This is a genomic window from Nocardioides sp., from assembly GCF_016462705.1.
Lineage (GTDB): Bacteria > Actinomycetota > Actinomycetes > Propionibacteriales > Nocardioidaceae > Nocardioides.
The window spans coordinates 1-15,050 of sequence record NZ_JAEMSS010000105.1; the positions used below are offsets into that span (position 1 = coordinate 1).

Genomic DNA, 15,050 nt, shown 5'->3' on the forward strand with positions numbered 1-15,050 from the left:
CGACGGTGGTCTCGACCGCGGCCGGGGTCTCGACGACCTCCGGCTCGGCGGGCGCGACGGGCTCGACGGGGGCGGCGGCCTTCTTGGCAGCCGGCTTCTTCGGGCCCGGCTTGGGCGCGGCGGCCTCCGCTGGAGCCTCGGCCGCGGGAGCGGACTCCTTCGCGGCGGCGAGCAGCGCGTCGCCGTACTGCTTCTTGAACTTCATCTCGACCGGAAGCTCGATGGTCGAGGAAGGGGACTTGACGAACTCGCCCATCTCCTTCAGCTTCTCGAGAACTTCCTTGCTCTCGATGCCGTAGGTCTTGGCGAGCTCATGAACTCGGGTCTTGGCCACGTTTCTCCTTCTGGCCTCAGACCCGGGTTGCGGGGACGTTCTGAGACCGTTTAGTGGTGGTGCAAACTCATCGGGAAGTACTCATCGAGTGCTCATGAGCTGCTGCTCCAGTTCCTTGGTCGGTCGGTCTGTCAGGTGCTGCTGCGCGAGGCTGCCACGGCTTGCAGGTAGTCCCCCACCGGCGCCGGGGACAACCCCTCGTGACCTGCTCGCAGGTCCCGGGTGAAGGCCCGGTTGAAGGATTTGCGCCGCACCGCGAGGTCGAAACACTCGGTCGTGGGGTGCAGGTGCGCCCCCCGTCCGGGTGCGGTGGCCGTCGGATCGGGCACCACGGCCGGGTGGCCGTCGGGGTCCGAGCCAGCGGTCACCCGCAACAACTCGTGCTTGGCGGCTCGTTGCCGACATCCGATGCAGGTCCGGACCGGCCCCGTCACCGGGGTGCGGTCCGAGCGCGCAGAAGACATGCGGTTCCTCGCCACCAAGGCTCAACACTACCCGGAACGACGTCTGTTCCCCGAACCGGGCGTGCGTCCCCGCCATGACCTACCGTGGAACGCATGTGGTTCGAGGACCGGTTCACCGGTCCGGACCTCGATCGCGAGGTCTGGCTCCCCCACTACCTGCCCGCATGGTCGTCCCGCGCGGACACCCGGGCGTCCTACCGGGTCGGCCCCGAGGGCCTGGTCCTGGACATCCCGCCCGAGCACCTCCTGTGGTGCCCCGAGACGCACCCGACGCCGTTGCGGGTGTCCGGCGTCCAGTCGGGGAGCTGGTCGGGGCCGACGGGCAGCACCCGTGGGCAGCAGCGCTTCGCCGAGGGTCTCGCCGTGCGCGAGGAGCAGGACCGTTTCGAGGGGTGGCTGCCGAGCGGTGGCCGCATCGAGATCTCGGCCCGGATGACCCTGTCACCGCGCTCGATGGCGGCGCTCTGGCTCGCCGGGTTCGAGGACGACCCCGAGCAGGTCCGCTGCGGCGAGCTCTGCGTGTTCGAGATCTTCGGCAACGCCCTCGGTCCCGTCGAGGAGGCCTCCGCCGAGGTCGGGGTCGGCATCAAGGCGTTCCGCGACCCTGCGCTGACCCAGGACTTCACCGCCCCTCGACTGCCCATCGACGTCCTCGAGCCGCACCTGTACGCCGTCGACTGGGACGCGGCCGAGGCGGTGTTCAGCGTCGACGGCGCGGTCGTACGCCGCTGCCCGCGCCCGCCGACGTACCCGATGCAGCTGATGATCGCGGTCTTCGACTTCCCGGAGTGGTCGAGCGGCGACGACGACCACCTCGTCCCGCGGCTCGTCGTCGACAGGGTGGCCGGGGACCGGCCGGCCGGGCCGTGACCGCCCTGCAGTGCGCGACGACCCTGGTCCTCGCCCGGCACGGCGAGGCGGAGTACGAGGCGAGCGAGTGGGCCGGCGAGGGGGGTTCGCTCACGGCCCTCGGGCGGCGGCAGTCCGCCGCGCTGGCCGACGCCCTGACCGGCCGCCGGGTGGCGCACGTGTGGACCAGCACCCTGGCCCGCGCCGTGCAGACTGCGGAGATCGTGGCCGCCCGGCTCGGCGTCGGGGTGACCACGCGGACCGGGCTGCGGGAGCCGGCGGTCGACCTCGGCGGCGCGGAGCCGCTGGACCTCGAGCCGCTGCTGCAGACCTACCAGCGCTGGCAGCGGGGCGACCTCGACGCGCGGATGCCGGGCAGCGAGACCGGCCGGGAGATCGCCGACCGGGTGGGCGCGGTCCTCGGCGAGGTGGCGGACGCCCACCCGGGTGAGACCGTGCTCGTCGTCTCGCACGGGGTGGCGATCAACCTCGGGGTGTCCGGGCTGTGCCGGATGGACGTCGAGCAGGGCCCGCTGGGCAACGCCTCGACCGTCGAGGTGCTCGCGGATGCCGACGGGTGGGTCTGCACCCGCTGGGGGTGAGCAGTCCCGCCTCCGGGCTACTCCGGCTTCTCCTCGTCGGAGCGGATGTCGATCCGCCAGCCGGTGAGACGGGCTGCGAGGCGGGCGTTCTGGCCCTCCTTGCCGATCGCCAGCGACAGTTGGAAGTCGGGCACGGTCACCCGCGCCGAGCGGGTCTCGGCGTCGACGACCTCGACCTTGTTGACCCGGGCCGGCGACAGCGCGTGCGCGACCATCTCGGCCGGGTCGTCGGACCAGTCGACGATGTCGATCTTCTCGCCGTGCAGCTCCGACATGACGTTGCGGACCCGCTGGCCCATCGGGCCGATGCAGGCCCCCTTGGCGTTGACCCCGGGGGTGTTGGACTTGACCGCGATCTTGGTGCGGTGGCCGGCCTCCCGCGCGATCGCGGCGATCTCGACCGTCCCGTCGGCGATCTCGGGCACCTCGAGGGCGAACAGCTTCTTGACCAGGTTGGGGTGCGACCGGGAGAGGGTGATCTGAGGGCCGCGCATCCCCTTGCGCACCGAGAAGACCAGGCACTTGATCCGGGTGCCGTGCTCGTACTTCTCCCCGGGCACCCGCTCGGCCACCGGCAGCAGCGCCTCGAGCTTGCCGAGGTCGACCATCACGTCGTCAGGGTTGCGGCCCTGCTGGATGACACCGGAGATGATGTCGCCCTCCTTGCCGGAGAACTCGCCGTAGCGGAGGTCGTCCTCGGCGTCCCGGAGCCGCTGGAGCATGATCTGCTTCGCGGTCGTGGCCGCGATCCGGCCGAACCCCTCGGGCGTGTCCTCGAACTCGCGCAGCGGGTTGCCGTCCTCGTCGACCTCCTGGGCCATGACGGTGACGTGCCCGGTCTTGCGGTCCAGCTCGACGCGCGCGTGCTCCTGGGCACCGGGTGTCTTGTGGTAGGCCGTCAGCAGGGCCTGCTCGATCGCCTCGACGAGCACGTCGAAGCTGATCTCCTTCTCCCGCTCGAGACTGCGCAGGATGCTCAGGTCGATGTCCACAGCTACTCCTCGTCCTGATCGTGGTCCTGGTCGTGGTCCTGGTCGTGGTCCTGGTCGTGGTCCTGGTCCAGGTCGGCGTGCTGGTGCCGCTTGCGGTTGAACTCGATCTGCACCAGCGCCTTGGAGACCTGGTCGTACGCCACCTCGCGGGCCGTGCCGTCGACGTCCAGCACCACCTGGGAGTCCGTCGACGCACCGATCCGCCCGGTGAGGACCTCCCCGTCGGACAGCGTCACCCTGACGAGGCGGTCCGCGTTCCGCCGCCAGTGCCGGGGCAGGGTCAGCGGGCGGTCGACGCCCCGCGAGGTCACCTCGAGGGTGTAGGGCTGCGCACCCATCACATCGCTCGCGTCCAGCACCTCGGACACCTTCTTGGTCGCCTCGGCGACGTCGTCGAGCGTGACGCCGTCGTCGCCGTCCACGGCGATCCTCAGGACTCGCCTGTTGCCGGCCGGGGTCAGCTCCACCGCCTCGACGTCGAGGTCGAGCGCGCGCAGGGGGCCCTCGAGCTCACGCTCGATCTGCTCCCGGACGGCGTCTGGCTGCCTGGCCATCGCGGTGGACCTCCTTGTGATGTTGTGGTTCGGCCCACGATAGCGACCCGGCGCGGGTCCCAGCGGTCGGTAGGGTCGCGGCGTGCCAGCCCGCCGCGTGACGACGACCCGCCGCGGCGCCCTCACCGGGGCCGTGGGGCTGGTGCTGCTGTCCGCCTGCGACGTCGACGACCTGCGCCCACCGGAGGACGACGCGACCCCGAGCCCCTCCCCCACACCGGGCGGCACCCAGACCCCTGAGCCCGATGCGGACGTCGGTCTCGCCGAGGACGCCGCCTACGCCATGGCGACCGCCCAGGTCCTGGTCGACCGCGCCCGCCGCTCCTTCCCGCGGCTGCGCGACCGTCTCCAACCGCTCGCCCGGATGCACCGCGCGCACCTGGCGGTCCTCGAGCCGCCTGACGACCGCAGCATCCCGGCGCCGGACGCCGGCAGCACGCCGGCCGAGGCGCTCGCCCGGGTCCGTGCCGCGGAGCAGTCGCTGCAACAGACCCTCGCGAGCGCGTCGGTCCAGGCCCGGAGCGGGGCCCTGGCCCGGCTGCTCGCCTCGACGTCCGCGTCGGTGTCCCAGCACCTGGCCGCGCTCCCGCCGGCCCCCACGGACGGGGGTGCCGCATGAGCGAGGTCGACGTCCTCGAGGAGGTGCTCGCGGGCGAGCACGCCGCGCTCTACGTCGTGAGCGTCCTGGGTGCCCGCACCTCGGAGTCCGCCGCACCGGAGCTCTACCTCGCCCTGCGGGACGCGTACGACGCCCACCGCGGCCGTCGCGACGACCTCATCGGCCGGCTGGCCGCCGCCGGCGCGACACCGGCCGCCGCCGCGACGGCGTACGAGCTGCCGGTCGGGCTCGACACCGTGGCCGGGGTGACCAGCGCCGCGCTGGACCTCGAGCGGTCCTGCGCCGAGGTCTACGCCGCGGCGGTGGCCGGCACGACGGGCGAGGCGCGGACGTGGGCGGTGGGTGCCCTGAACGACGCAGCGGTCCGCGAGCTCGGGTTCCGAGGCACTCCCGAGATGTTCCCCGGAGCCGGCGAGTACGCGGACCGCTGAACGAAGGGCCGGTTCGTGACCTGCCCTTCCCCGGTCGTTCCGGTATCCACTCTCTCCCAGCACCAGCACCAACGCGAGAGGACCCGCACCGCACACTTCTGCATTGCAGGTTCTTGCAAAAGTTGTCGGGGCCCGGTCGCGAGAAGGAATCAGCCTCGGTACGCCGTCCACATCTGGCCCGCCCGGGCGCTCTGTCCGGCCGAGAACTCGGTGTAGCAGCTGTCGTAGCTGTAGTCCATGTAGTTGTGGATGGGGTCCGACCCCGGTGCCGGACAGGTGTCCTGACCCTCCGGGCACCCGGACGTGGGACCGGCCTGCGCGGGAGTGTCGGCGACCTCGTCGTTCGTGTCCGTGCAGCCGCCCTGGAACGTGTGGTAGAGCCCGAACCAGTGCCCGGCCTCGTGCGTCGCGGTCTCGCCCTGGTCGTAGTTGGCGATGTCCCCACCGGGCAGCGAGGCGTAGTGGACCCGGATGCCGTCGATGCCCGGGCTCTTCTGGTAGTCCCAGGGGAACGTGGCGATGCCCAGGTACTTGAAGTCGACGAGCCAGATGTTGAGGGCGTCGGCCCCGCCCTTGCGCGTCGCCTTCCGGTAGGTGGTGCTCGACTTGTCCTGGTGCCACTGGTTGTTGTTGTAGCGGAACGTGCCGGCGAGCGAGAACGAGAAGCCGGTGTCCGCCGCGGTCGAGGACTCGCCTCCCGCGAAGGTCTTGTTGAGGACCGCGATCTGCTGGGTGATCTGCTTGTCGGTGACGTCGCCGGTGCCGTTGGCGTCGCGCATGACGTGCACGTAGACCGGCACCGTCGCCGTGGCCCCGGCCGCCACCTTGGGGCTCACACCCTTGAGGCGCAGGGCTCGCGCGGTCTGACGACGGATCGTGCGCTGCTCCTGGGCGGAGACGGCGCGATGGTCCCGCTCGCCGAAGCCGCCCCGTGCGGAGCCGCCGACGTGGGTGTCGGTCGTGACGCACTGCCGGTCGAGCACCGGGCGGGCCGCGGCGGGTGCGGCGAGGCCGGCGACGGACAAGGTGGAGGCGACCAGTGCGGTGCCGCCGAGGGCCAGCGGGGCCCTCCAGGTGGAGAGGCGCATGCGGGGGACGTCCTTTCGGCGGGACGGCCACCAGTCAGGCCGTCACCGCAACCTGTCGCGAGACGTGCCCAGGATTACGTCGCACGAAGGACAGCCTCGTGCCGGCCCTGATCCGGTCGGGTCAGGACCAGCGCCGGACGATGTCCGGGATCTCCCGCAGGCGGTGCACGACGGCGTCGGGGGTGCCCTCCGAGTGGCCGACCTGCTCCGGGGGGATGGCGCTGTGCGGGACGTGGATCGCGTGCAGGCCGGCGTGCTTGGCACCCCAGATGTCGTCGAAGAGCCGGTCGCCGACGTAGACGCAGCGGGCGGGGTCGCTGACCCCCACCGCCTCCATCGCCGCCGCGAACGCGTGCGGGGAGGGCTTGGTCCACGGGATCTCGCTGGTGTAGACGTCGCCGTCGACCAGGTCGAGGACGCCGTCGCGCTCGAAGATCCGCTCGTGGAACGAGCGCGGCCAGATGGTGTTGGACAGGACGCCGACCTTGACCCCGTCGGCGCGCAGCTCCTCCCACGTCGGTCGTACGTCCGGGTCGGTGGCCGTGTGCGGCTCCCAGAACTCGTAGTAGGCCGTGAGCAGGTCGGGGTCGTGGTCCAGCCCGGCGACGGCGAAGAGGTCGTCGACGGTCGAGCTCTGCTGGTGGTCGCGGGACCGCCCCCAGATGGTGCTGCCGGCCTCGTGCAGGCGTTGCCGGCTGACCTCCACGTCGTGGTGGACGTTGACCACCGCCTGGGCGAGCGCCAGCGACTCCGCGTGGAAGTCGATGTCGTGCCAGGCGGTCAGGGTGCCGCCCCAGTCGAAGATGACGGCGTCGATGGGCATGCCGCGGGCCTCAGGCACGCACGAGACCGACCAAGTGGTCGACGACCTGCTCGGCCGGGACGTCCGCACGCTCGCCGGTGGCTCGGTCCTTGACCTCCACGGTGCCGTCGGCCAGGGACTTGCCGACCACGACGATGGTCGGGACGCCGATCATCTCGGCGTCCTTGAACTTCACCCCGGGGCTGACCCGCCCCGGCCGGTCGTCGTAGAGGACGTCGAGCCCCTGCGCCGAGAGCTCGTGGGCGATCCGGTCGGCGGCGGCGAAGATCTCCTCGCCCTTGCCTGCCGCGACGAGGTGGACGTCGTACGGCGCCACGTTGCGCGGCCAGCACAGACCGAGGTCGTCGATCGTGCCCTCGGCGATCGCCGCGACCGCCCGGGAGGGTCCGATGCCGTAAGAGCCCATGGTCACCGTGACGAGCTTGCCGTTCTCGTCCAGGACTTGAAGGCCGAGCGCGTCGGCGTACAGGCGCCCGAGCTGGAAGATGTGACCCATCTCGATCCCGCGGGCCGACTCGAGCGTGCCCGTGTCGCAGTTGGGGCAGGCGTCGCCGTCCCGGACGTCGGCGGCCTCGATCGTGCCGTCGGGCGTGAAGTCACGGCCGGCGACCAGGTCGATGACGTGGCTGCCGGGCACGTTCGCACCGGTCACCCACCGGGTGCCCTCGACGACCCGGGGGTCGACGAGGTAGCGGATGCCCGACTCGGCCTTCTCGCCCAGGACGGCAGGGCCGATGTAGCCCTTCACCAGCGCCGGGTGCTTGGCCATCTCGGCCTCGTCCATGGGCTCGACCTCGATCGGCTCGAGCTGGCCCTCGAGCCGCTTCTGGTCGACCTCCCGGTCGCCGGGCAGGCCGATGGCCAGGGGTTCGCGGGTGCCGTCGGGGTGTTTGAGCAGCACCAGGACGTTCTTGAGGGTGTCGCCGGCCGCCCAGGGGCGGTCGGCGCGCGGGAACGCCGCGTTGAGGTGGGCGACCAGCGTGTCGATGGTCGGGGTGTCGGGCGTGTCCTCGGCGTGCGCGGCCGGCGCGTCGTCGTACGGCACCGGGCTGGGCGGGCGCACCTGCACGGCCTCGACGTTGGCGGCGTAGTCGCAGTGGGTGCAGCGGACGTAGGTGTCCTCGCCGACAGCGGCCCGGGCCAGGAACTCCTCCGAGCGCGACCCGCCCATGGCGCCCGAGGTGGCCTTGACGATGACGTACTCGAAGCCGAGCCGGTCGAAGATCCGGACGTAGGCGTCCCGGTGCCGCTGGTAGGACGCCTCGAGGCCGGCGTCGTCGATGTCGAAGGAGTAGGAGTCCTTCATGACGAACTCGCGGCCGCGCAGCAGCCCGGCACGGGGCCGCGCCTCGTCGCGGTACTTCGTCTGGATCTGGTAGATCGCCAGCGGCAGGTCCTTGTAGGACGAGTAGAGGTCCTTCACGACGAGCGTGAACATCTCCTCGTGCGTCGGGCCCAGGAGGTAGTCGGCGCCCTTGCGGTCCTTGAGCCGGAAGATCCCGTCGCCGTAGTCGGTCCAGCGCCCGGTCGCCTCGTAGGGCTCGCGGGGCAGCAGCGCAGGGAAGCTGAGCTCCTGCGCGCCGATGGCGTCCATCTCCTCACGGATGATGGCCTCGATCCTGCGCAGGACCCGCAGCCCCAGCGGCAGCCAGGTGTAGATGCCGGGCGCGGCGCGGCGGATGTAGCCGGCCCGCACCAGCAGCCGGTGGCTCGGGACCTCCGCGTCCGCCGGGTCGTCGCGCAGCGTGCGCACGAACAAGGTCGACATCCGGGAGATCATGGCCAGAAGGGTACGGGCGGCCCGGTTCGGGCAGCGACGCGGTTTCCCGAGGAGGCAACCTTTGCGACGCCGCCGGCGTCTCCCTGGTGCAGCCCGCCGGGTCGGCGCGGCCGCTCGCGCAACGAGAGGAACCCCGATGTGCGTCCACCGGACGCTGGCCGCCCTGGCCGCCTGCCTCACCACGCTCGTCCTCACGGGTACGGCGGTCGCCGTCCCGGCCACGACCGAGATCAAGCCCGGCGCCCTGCCCCGCGGCGCGGACACCGCGATCCCGCACCTGGAGGGCAAGACCGTGGTCGACGGCGACGTCCGGGTCCGGGTGCGGGCTGCCGCGGTGCGCCTGCTCGGCCGGAGCGGGTCGTCGTACGTCGTGCACACCCAGAACCGGGACTTCACCGTCAGCCGCCTCGTGCGTCTCGAGGCCGACGGCAGCCGGACCGTGATCGCGGAGGGCGACGAGGGCGACCTGGTCGAACCGCTGCTGGCGTCCGACGGACTGCGACTGGTCGCGGGTGCCTACCGCGGCAAGGACACGACACTCCGGGTCTGGTCGGTGGCGACCGGCCAGGTCGAGGCGCGGCGGCACTTCCGGGGCTACCCGACCGTGCTGGACGCCCGGGGCGACCAGGTCCTGCTCGGTGTCTGGGAGCGCGGCACGCTGTCCTGGGACCTGTCCACCGGCTCCGTGGTCCGTCTCACCAAGCGCGTCGGCGGCTCCGCCTCGCTGGAGGAGGACCTCCTGTCGACCTACACCGCCGACCCCTACCAGGGCGGCTGCACGGTCGTCAGCCGGATCAGCGACACCGGTGACGTGCTCTGGAGGTCCTGCACCGAGCGGGTCGAGTCGTTCGCACCGGGCGGCGCCAGGATGGTCACCGTGCACCTCCTGTCCGACGGCATCGGCCCCAACCAGGCCTCGGTGCGGACCCTCGGCGGCCGGCTCGTGGCCCGCTACACCGTGCAGGGCTGGTTCGGCGGGCTCACCTTCGAGTCGTCCAAAGCCCTGCTGCTGGAGACGAACGGCAAGAAGCAGGCCACGACCGTCCGCTGCATCAAGGCCGACTGCGAGCGGGCGGAGGACCTGCGACCCGTGGAGATGCCACGGGCCGGGTAAGCGCCTACTCGGCGCGCGCTGCCCTGACCGCTGCCCGGATCATGGGGAGCTGGAGGGGCAGCCGCGCCACGGTGCCCACCTTCAGCGCGGTGTTGTCGGTGTCGAACGAGTCGAACGCCATCTGGACGTTGCCCGGCCACACGCCGAGGAGCAGTGCGGCGCTCGCCCAGCCCGCAGCGCGGCGGGTCCGCGGGTGCGCCATCCCAGCGGCGCACACCAGCTCGGCCACGCCGCTGACCAGCACGATCTGTCGGGCGCCCGGCAGCCAGCCGGGGATCAGCGGCTCGTAGACCTTCGGCCTGACCAGGTGAACCACGCCGCTGACCGCGAAGCCGAGAGTCAGGAGCTTGGCCGGGGTCGGGAACGTCGTGGCGCGGGGCACTCCGTCACGGTAGTCGAGCCGGGTGCCTTCCCTGCGGGGGATCTCGACACGCCGGTCGCGATCAGAACATCACGGTGGAGAACGTCGCGGACTGCATGAAGCCGACCCGCTCGTAGGCACGTCGCGCCGGCACGTTCCAGTCGTTGACGTAGAGCGACACGACCGGGGCGATGTGCCGCTGGACCTGCTCGACGACGGCCGCCATGCCGGCGACCGCCAGGCCCTCGCCGCGGCGGTCCGGAGGCACGTAGACCCCCTGGACCTGGGCGGCGTGCGGTGAGGCGCAGGCGACCTCGGCCTTGAAGACCAGGCGGCCGCCGTCGAACCGGGCGAAGGACCAGCCGCGGGAGATGAGCTGGCTCACCCGGGCCCGGTAGAGATCCGCGCCGCCGCCCTCCTCGGGCGAGACGCCGACCTCCTCGGTGTACATGGCCACGCAGGCGGGATAGAGCAGGTCGAGGTCCGACCGGGTCGTCCGGCGTACCTCGGGGTCCGGCGCGACCAGCGGTGGCCCGCTGATCTCGAGGTGCGGCTGCCTCCAGCGGAGCTCGCGCGGACGGCCCCAGGACGTGGACACCGTCTGCCAGAAGGTCTCGACGGCGTCATGGGGACCGACGACCGTCGACACCGAACGGCTCCGGGTCAGGGCCCGCTCCGCGAACGCGCGGGCGTCCTCGGGACTGCACTGGACCGGCACCAGGTTGGCGCCCACGTGACAGGCCGCGACCAGCTCACCGCCGGAGAAGCGGCCCCAGACCTCGCCGCCGAGCCACCGCGGCTCGAGGTTGGTGGTGCGGGCGCGATGGTCCGCGAAGACGTTGACGACCGGGTCCCGGCCCGTGAGCGCCAGGAACGCATCGAGATCCGCGCTCTCCAGCACGCGCACCCCGTGCCGCGTCGTCAGCATGCGGTCAGGTTAGTGGGAGGCCGAGGGGAACCGGCCTAGGACGAGGTCCACGCCAGCTCGCCGACGAGGATCCGGCCGTCGACGACGGCGACGAGGAGCTCGCCGTCGTCGGTGTGCACATGGGTGGCATCGTCCACGCGGCCGTCCGGCAGCGGCGCCACGCGCCAGCCGTCCCCGTCGATGGCGTGCACCATCGCGCTGTCCTCGGTGGCGGTCACCACCAGGAGGTGATCCAGCTCGTCCTCGTCGATCGGGCAGCGAGCCAGGAGGACCCGGTCCGACGCGCTCGGGAGGGTCAGGGCCGGCATGCCCACTGCACGGCCGGTTTAGCCCCAGACGACCGCCTCGGTGCCGGCCCGGCCGGACAGGAACCACTCGAGCGTCCAGCCCGCGGCCCCGGTGACCGCCGTCGGTGCGGGGTCGAGAGCCAGCCGCTCCCACGGCTGCTCACCGAAGTCGGGGTCGGCGCACAGCCACGCCGAGGGCCCCACTGTCGGACTGCCGTCATCCACGGGACCGGCCACGACGAGGCCACCCTGGGAGCTGGTCACGACCACGTCGCCGGCGTCCCCGCGCAGATGCAGGCGGTTCGGCACCGGGACCAGCTCGTCGCCCCCTTCGGCGCTCCACACACCGAGGACCGAGCCGTGGGGCGTGTCGTAGGCGAGCACCGCGCGGAGGTCGGTGTCGGCGCAGGTCGCCCACCCCGTGACAGGTGCCGCACCGTCGAGCATCGGGGTGACCCGCTCGAGGCGTCCCAGCTCGTCACCGGTCCACAGCGTGTCGCCCGCACTGACGACGTAGGCGTCGGAGTGGTCCAGCGAGGTCACCGGGCTGCCACCGAGCTCGACCAGCTCGACCGAGCTCCCGTCGACCATCACCAGCGCCCCGAGGCCGTCGACGTCCCCGCCGACCGTGGGACCGGGATAGCCGGAGGCGGCGGCCCGCGCCCTGAAGCCGGGCGCCTCGACCGGGCGCCACCGGACGTCCAGGGGGTCAGGCACGGGACGCGTCAGCTGACGGTGACCGAGGCCCCGGCGCCGTCGACGGCCTCCATGCCCTCGGCGATCCGCATGGCCTCCTCGATCAGCGTCTCCACGATCTGCGACTCAGGGACGGTCTTGATCACCTCGCCCTTGACGAAGATCTGGCCCTTGCCGTTGCCGCTGGCCACCCCGAGGTCGGCCTCGCGGGCCTCACCGGGACCGTTGACCACGCAGCCCATGACCGCGACCCGCAGGGGGACCTCGAGCCCGTCGAGGCCCGCGGTGACCTCCTCGGCGAGCTTGTAGACGTCGACCTGGGCCCGGCCGCACGAGGGGCAGGACACGATCTCGAGCCGGCGCGGCTTGAGGTTGAGCGACTCCAGGATCTGGAGCCCGACCTTGACCTCCTCGACCGGCGGGGCCGAGAGGGAGACCCGGATGGTGTCCCCGATCCCCTGGGAGAGGAGCGCGCCGAACGCGGTGGCCGACTTGATCGTCCCCTGGAACGCCGGCCCGGCCTCGGTCACACCGAGGTGCAGCGGCCAGTCCCCGGCCTCGGCCAGGAGCTCGTAGGCACGGACCATGACGACCGGGTCGTTGTGCTTGACCGAGATCTTGAAGTCGTGGAAGTCGTGCTCCTCGAAGAGGCTGGCCTCCCAGACCGCGGACTCGACGAGGGCCTCGGGGGTCGCCTTGCCGTACTTCTCCAGCAGCCGCGGGTCGAGCGAGCCCGCGTTGACGCCGATCCTGATGGACGTGCCGCGGTCCTTGGCCGCGGCCGCGATCTGCTTCACCTGGTCGTCGAACTTGCGGATGTTGCCCGGGTTGACCCGGACCGCGGCGCAGCCGGCGTCGATCGCGGCGAAGACGTACTTCGGCTGGAAGTGGATGTCGGCGATGACCGGGATCTGCGAGTGCTGCGCGATCTCCGGCAGCGCCTCCGCGTCGTCCTGGCTCGGGCAGGCCACCCGGACGATGTCGCAGCCGGTGGCGGTCAGCTCGGCGATCTGCTGGAGCGTGGCGTTGACGTCGGCGGTGAGGGTCGTCGTCATCGACTGGACCGAGATCGGGTGGTCACTGCCGACGCCGACCTTGCCCACCTGGATCTGCCGGGTCTTGCGCCGGGGTGCGAGCACCGGTGGGGGCGCTGCGGGCATGCCCAGGTCGATGCTGGTCGGGGACGACGTCACGCCCGCCAGCCTACTTGCGTGACGCAGGACTCAGGGCAACGCGGACGGACCGCGACCGGTCAGCTGATGCTGACCGGGACCACGATGTCGCCCACGATCAGCACGGCGCTGAGCACGAGCAGGCAGGACGCCACGACGTACGCCACCGGCAGCAGCTTGGCGGCGTCGACGTAGCCGGGATCGGGCCGGCCGAACAGCCGCGCGAACCCGCGGCGTACGGCCTCCCACAGCGCGCTGGCGATGTGGCCGCCGTCGAGCGGGAGCAACGGGATGAAGTTGAACATGCCGATGAAGAAGTTGAACCCGGCGACCAGGGAGCCGAAGAACACGACCTTCTCGGTCACCTCCAGCTCGTCGCTGGAGACGATCTCTCCGGAGAACCGGCTGCCGCCGACGATGCTCACCGGGCTGTCCTGGTCCCGCTCCTGGACACCGACGATCGCCTTGGCGACGCCCCACACCTTGCCGGGCAGGTTGGCCATCGCCTTGACCGTCTCGACGGCCATCTCGTCCATCTGCTGGACGGTGTAGAGCGGTCCGCCGCTCTCGAGGTGCGTGGTGGGAGTGACCCCGAGGAAGCCCACCTCGCGCAGCGTGCGGTCCTCCTCGCTCTCGGGACGGAGCTCGACGGTCGTGCTGGTCGTCCCGGTGAGCGCCACGCCGTCGCGCTCGTAGCCGATGACGGCCTCGCCGTCGGCGTTGGCGCGGATCAGCTCGCGCAGCTGGTCCCAGCTGGTCACGGCCACGCCGTTGAACGAGGTGATCACGTCGCCCGGCTCGAGACCCGCCTCCGCGGCCGGGCTGACGGGGTCGGAGTCGGTGCACTCCAGCCGCTGCTCCTCGTAGGGGATGACGCAGTCGGAGACCTCGGCGAGCACCGGGCGACCCGAGTCGGGGCGGGCCTCGGCGGCGTTGCCGTAGGTCGCGAAGATCGCCCAGAAGACGAAGAACGCGATCAGGATGTTGACCGTCGGGCCGCCGGCCATCACGACGACCTTCTTCCACCAGGTCATCTTGTAGAAGAGCCGGTCGCTGTCCTCGGGGCCGACAAGCTCCCACTCGGCCGCGCGGGCGTCCGAGATCAGCTGGGTGAAGAGGCCGGTGTTGGACTTGCGGACCTTCGTCACCGTGTTGCCGGCGGCGTCGACGGTGACCTCGTCGGCGAGGTCCGCAGCCCCCGGCGGCAGCATCCCGACGATCTTGACGTAGCCGCCGAGCGGGATCGCCTTGACGCCGTACTCCGTCTCGCCGCGCCGGGTGCTCCACACCGTGGGACCGAAGCCGATGAAGTACTGGGTGACCTTCCCGCCGAAGGCCTTCGCCGGGATCATGTGGCCGAGCTCGTGCAGCCCGATCGAGGCGAGGATCGCCACCACGAACACCAGGGCACCGAACACCCACAGCAGAGTGTCCACTGCGTCCACTGCCCCACGCCCTTCTAGGAGTTGCCCGCGACCAGTTCCCCCGCGCGGCTCCGGGCCCAGGCGTCAGCGGCCAGGACCTCGTCGACGGTCAGCGGTGAGGTCGAGGGTACGTCGTGATCGGTGAGGACGGACTCGATCGTCGGGACGATCCGGTCGAAGGGCAGCCGGCCCTGCCGGAACGCCTCCACGCCGACCTCGTTGGCGGCGTTGTAGACGGCGGGCGCCGTCCCGCCACGCCGCCCGGCCTCGGCCGCCAGGGACACGGCCGGGAACGCCTCGTGGTCGAGCGGGAAGAACTCCCAGGCCTGTGGTCTGGTCCAGTCGACCGCGGGCGCCGTGTCCGGGATCCGCTCCGGCCAGGTGAGGCCGAGGGCGATGGGGATCAGCATCGTCGGCGGGCTGGCCTGGGCGATCGTGGAGCCGTCGACGAACTCGACCATGGAGTGCACGACGCTCGTGGGGTGCACGACCACCTCGATCCGGTCGAACGGGATGCCGAACAGCAGGTGCG

Annotated in this window: 18 protein-coding genes and 1 pseudogene; 5 read left to right on the forward strand and 14 right to left on the reverse strand. The window is 71.7% G+C overall.

All coding sequences use genetic code 11. The features are described from left to right. Both JHD21_RS13755 and JHD21_RS13760 read right to left on the reverse strand, forming a co-directional pair. The coding region (locus JHD21_RS13755; protein ID WP_292676304.1) for a translation initiation factor IF-2 N-terminal domain-containing protein at positions 1-334 on the reverse strand (334 nt) is incomplete at its 3' end. A gap of 131 nt (positions 335-465) precedes the next feature. Beyond that, positions 466-798 (reverse strand): YlxR family protein, encoded by a 333-nt coding sequence (locus tag JHD21_RS13760; RefSeq protein ID WP_292676306.1) that lies wholly within the window; start codon positions 796-798, stop codon positions 466-468. A gap of 93 nt (positions 799-891) precedes the next feature. On the opposite strand from JHD21_RS13760, the gene JHD21_RS13765 reads away from it, so the two are divergent. Continuing rightward, positions 892-1,668, forward strand: a complete 777-nt coding sequence (locus tag JHD21_RS13765) for a glycoside hydrolase family 16 protein (protein WP_292676308.1) — start codon at positions 892-894, stop codon at positions 1,666-1,668. After that, on the forward strand, positions 1,665-2,249 hold the full coding sequence (locus JHD21_RS13770; protein ID WP_292676311.1) for a histidine phosphatase family protein: 585 nt from the start codon (positions 1,665-1,667) through the stop codon (positions 2,247-2,249). Before JHD21_RS13765 ends, JHD21_RS13770 begins: the two co-directional genes overlap by 4 nt. A 17-nt stretch (positions 2,250-2,266) precedes the next feature. Here JHD21_RS13770 and nusA read toward each other — a convergent pair whose 3' ends face one another. Then, the gene (nusA, locus tag JHD21_RS13775) at positions 2,267-3,241 is read right to left on the reverse strand and encodes a transcription termination factor NusA (protein ID WP_292676314.1); all 975 of its coding nucleotides are present in this window, start codon (positions 3,239-3,241) and stop codon (positions 2,267-2,269) included. Between the two features lie 2 nt (positions 3,242-3,243). After that, positions 3,244-3,795 carry a ribosome maturation factor RimP gene (gene rimP / locus JHD21_RS13780; protein WP_292676317.1) on the reverse strand — a complete coding sequence of 184 codons (552 nt, stop codon included), beginning with the start codon at positions 3,793-3,795 and terminating at the stop codon, positions 3,244-3,246. Positions 3,796-3,877: 82 nt separating this feature from the next. Between rimP and JHD21_RS13785 the strand changes: the two genes are divergently transcribed. Further along, positions 3,878-4,414 (forward strand): hypothetical protein, encoded by a 537-nt coding sequence (locus JHD21_RS13785; RefSeq protein WP_292676319.1) that lies wholly within the window; start codon positions 3,878-3,880, stop codon positions 4,412-4,414. After that, positions 4,411-4,845: a DUF4439 domain-containing protein gene (locus JHD21_RS13790; RefSeq protein ID WP_292676322.1), complete on the forward strand. Its 435-nt coding sequence runs from the start codon at positions 4,411-4,413 to the stop codon at positions 4,843-4,845. Before JHD21_RS13785 ends, JHD21_RS13790 begins: the two co-directional genes overlap by 4 nt. Positions 4,846-4,994: 149 nt before the next feature. Here the strand turns inward: JHD21_RS13790 and JHD21_RS13795 are convergent, their stop codons facing one another. From JHD21_RS13795 to JHD21_RS13805, 3 genes are all read right to left on the reverse strand, one after another. Beyond that, positions 4,995-5,933, reverse strand: coding sequence for a zinc metalloprotease (locus tag JHD21_RS13795; RefSeq protein ID WP_292676325.1), 939 nt, complete (start codon positions 5,931-5,933; stop codon positions 4,995-4,997). A 121-nt stretch (positions 5,934-6,054) separates the two neighbouring features. Continuing rightward, entirely contained in the window at positions 6,055-6,756 is a 702-nt protein-coding gene (locus JHD21_RS13800; protein ID WP_292676328.1) for an HAD family hydrolase, read from the reverse strand. Positions 6,757-6,766: 10 nt separating this feature from the next. Continuing rightward, a complete protein-coding gene (locus JHD21_RS13805) occupies positions 6,767-8,536 on the reverse strand; it encodes a proline--tRNA ligase (RefSeq protein WP_292676331.1) in 1,770 nt (589 codons plus the stop codon). A gap of 136 nt (positions 8,537-8,672) precedes the next feature. Between JHD21_RS13805 and JHD21_RS13810 the strand changes: the two genes are divergently transcribed. Then, the gene (locus tag JHD21_RS13810; protein WP_292676334.1) at positions 8,673-9,650 is read left to right on the forward strand and encodes a hypothetical protein; all 978 of its coding nucleotides are present in this window, start codon (positions 8,673-8,675) and stop codon (positions 9,648-9,650) included. Positions 9,651-9,654: 4 nt separating this feature from the next. On the opposite strand, the gene JHD21_RS13815 is transcribed toward JHD21_RS13810, so the two are convergent. The 7 genes and pseudogenes from JHD21_RS13815 to JHD21_RS13845 all read right to left on the reverse strand — a co-directional run. Next, positions 9,655-10,032 (reverse strand): hypothetical protein, encoded by a 378-nt coding sequence (locus JHD21_RS13815; protein ID WP_292676337.1) that lies wholly within the window; start codon positions 10,030-10,032, stop codon positions 9,655-9,657. Positions 10,033-10,093: 61 nt separating this feature from the next. Further along, the gene (locus tag JHD21_RS13820; protein WP_292676339.1) at positions 10,094-10,939 is read right to left on the reverse strand and encodes a GNAT family N-acetyltransferase; all 846 of its coding nucleotides are present in this window, start codon (positions 10,937-10,939) and stop codon (positions 10,094-10,096) included. A 35-nt stretch (positions 10,940-10,974) separates the two neighbouring features. Beyond that, the gene (locus JHD21_RS13825) at positions 10,975-11,247 is read right to left on the reverse strand and encodes a hypothetical protein (RefSeq protein WP_292676341.1); all 273 of its coding nucleotides are present in this window, start codon (positions 11,245-11,247) and stop codon (positions 10,975-10,977) included. An 18-nt stretch (positions 11,248-11,265) separates the two neighbouring features. Next, positions 11,266-11,943: a hypothetical protein gene (locus JHD21_RS13830; RefSeq protein WP_292676344.1), complete on the reverse strand. Its 678-nt coding sequence runs from the start codon at positions 11,941-11,943 to the stop codon at positions 11,266-11,268. Between the two features lie 8 nt (positions 11,944-11,951). Continuing rightward, the gene (gene ispG, locus JHD21_RS13835) at positions 11,952-13,082 is read right to left on the reverse strand and encodes a flavodoxin-dependent (E)-4-hydroxy-3-methylbut-2-enyl-diphosphate synthase (protein WP_292676350.1); all 1,131 of its coding nucleotides are present in this window, start codon (positions 13,080-13,082) and stop codon (positions 11,952-11,954) included. Positions 13,083-13,174: 92 nt separating this feature from the next. Beyond that, complete coding sequence (locus tag JHD21_RS13840; protein ID WP_292676347.1) at positions 13,175-14,530, reverse strand: site-2 protease family protein; 1,356 nt, start codon at positions 14,528-14,530, stop codon at positions 13,175-13,177. A gap of 23 nt (positions 14,531-14,553) precedes the next feature. Beyond that, positions 14,554-15,050 (reverse strand): annotated as a pseudogene (locus JHD21_RS13845) (1-deoxy-D-xylulose-5-phosphate reductoisomerase); the annotation flags it as partial.

What these genes read in the sequence shown, in the direction of transcription:
- JHD21_RS13760 (WP_292676306.1), bottom strand. Translation starts at nt 798, where the DNA reads ATGTCTTCTGCGCGCTCGGACCGCACCCCGGTGACGGGGCCGGTCCGG.
- JHD21_RS13765 (WP_292676308.1), top strand. Translation starts at nt 892, where the DNA reads ATGTGGTTCGAGGACCGGTTCACCGGTCCGGACCTCGATCGCGAGGTC.
- rimP (WP_292676317.1), bottom strand. Translation starts at nt 3,795, where the DNA reads ATGGCCAGGCAGCCAGACGCCGTCCGGGAGCAGATCGAGCGTGAGCTC.
- JHD21_RS13790 (WP_292676322.1), top strand. Translation starts at nt 4,411, where the DNA reads ATGAGCGAGGTCGACGTCCTCGAGGAGGTGCTCGCGGGCGAGCACGCC.
- JHD21_RS13795 (WP_292676325.1), bottom strand. Translation starts at nt 5,933, where the DNA reads ATGCGCCTCTCCACCTGGAGGGCCCCGCTGGCCCTCGGCGGCACCGCA.
- JHD21_RS13800 (WP_292676328.1), bottom strand. Translation starts at nt 6,756, where the DNA reads ATGCCCATCGACGCCGTCATCTTCGACTGGGGCGGCACCCTGACCGCC.
- JHD21_RS13805 (WP_292676331.1), bottom strand. Translation starts at nt 8,536, where the DNA reads ATGATCTCCCGGATGTCGACCTTGTTCGTGCGCACGCTGCGCGACGAC.
- JHD21_RS13810 (WP_292676334.1), top strand. Translation starts at nt 8,673, where the DNA reads ATGTGCGTCCACCGGACGCTGGCCGCCCTGGCCGCCTGCCTCACCACG.
- JHD21_RS13820 (WP_292676339.1), bottom strand. Translation starts at nt 10,939, where the DNA reads ATGCTGACGACGCGGCACGGGGTGCGCGTGCTGGAGAGCGCGGATCTC.
- JHD21_RS13825 (WP_292676341.1), bottom strand. Translation starts at nt 11,247, where the DNA reads ATGCCGGCCCTGACCCTCCCGAGCGCGTCGGACCGGGTCCTCCTGGCT.
- ispG (WP_292676350.1), bottom strand. Translation starts at nt 13,082, where the DNA reads ATGCCCGCAGCGCCCCCACCGGTGCTCGCACCCCGGCGCAAGACCCGG.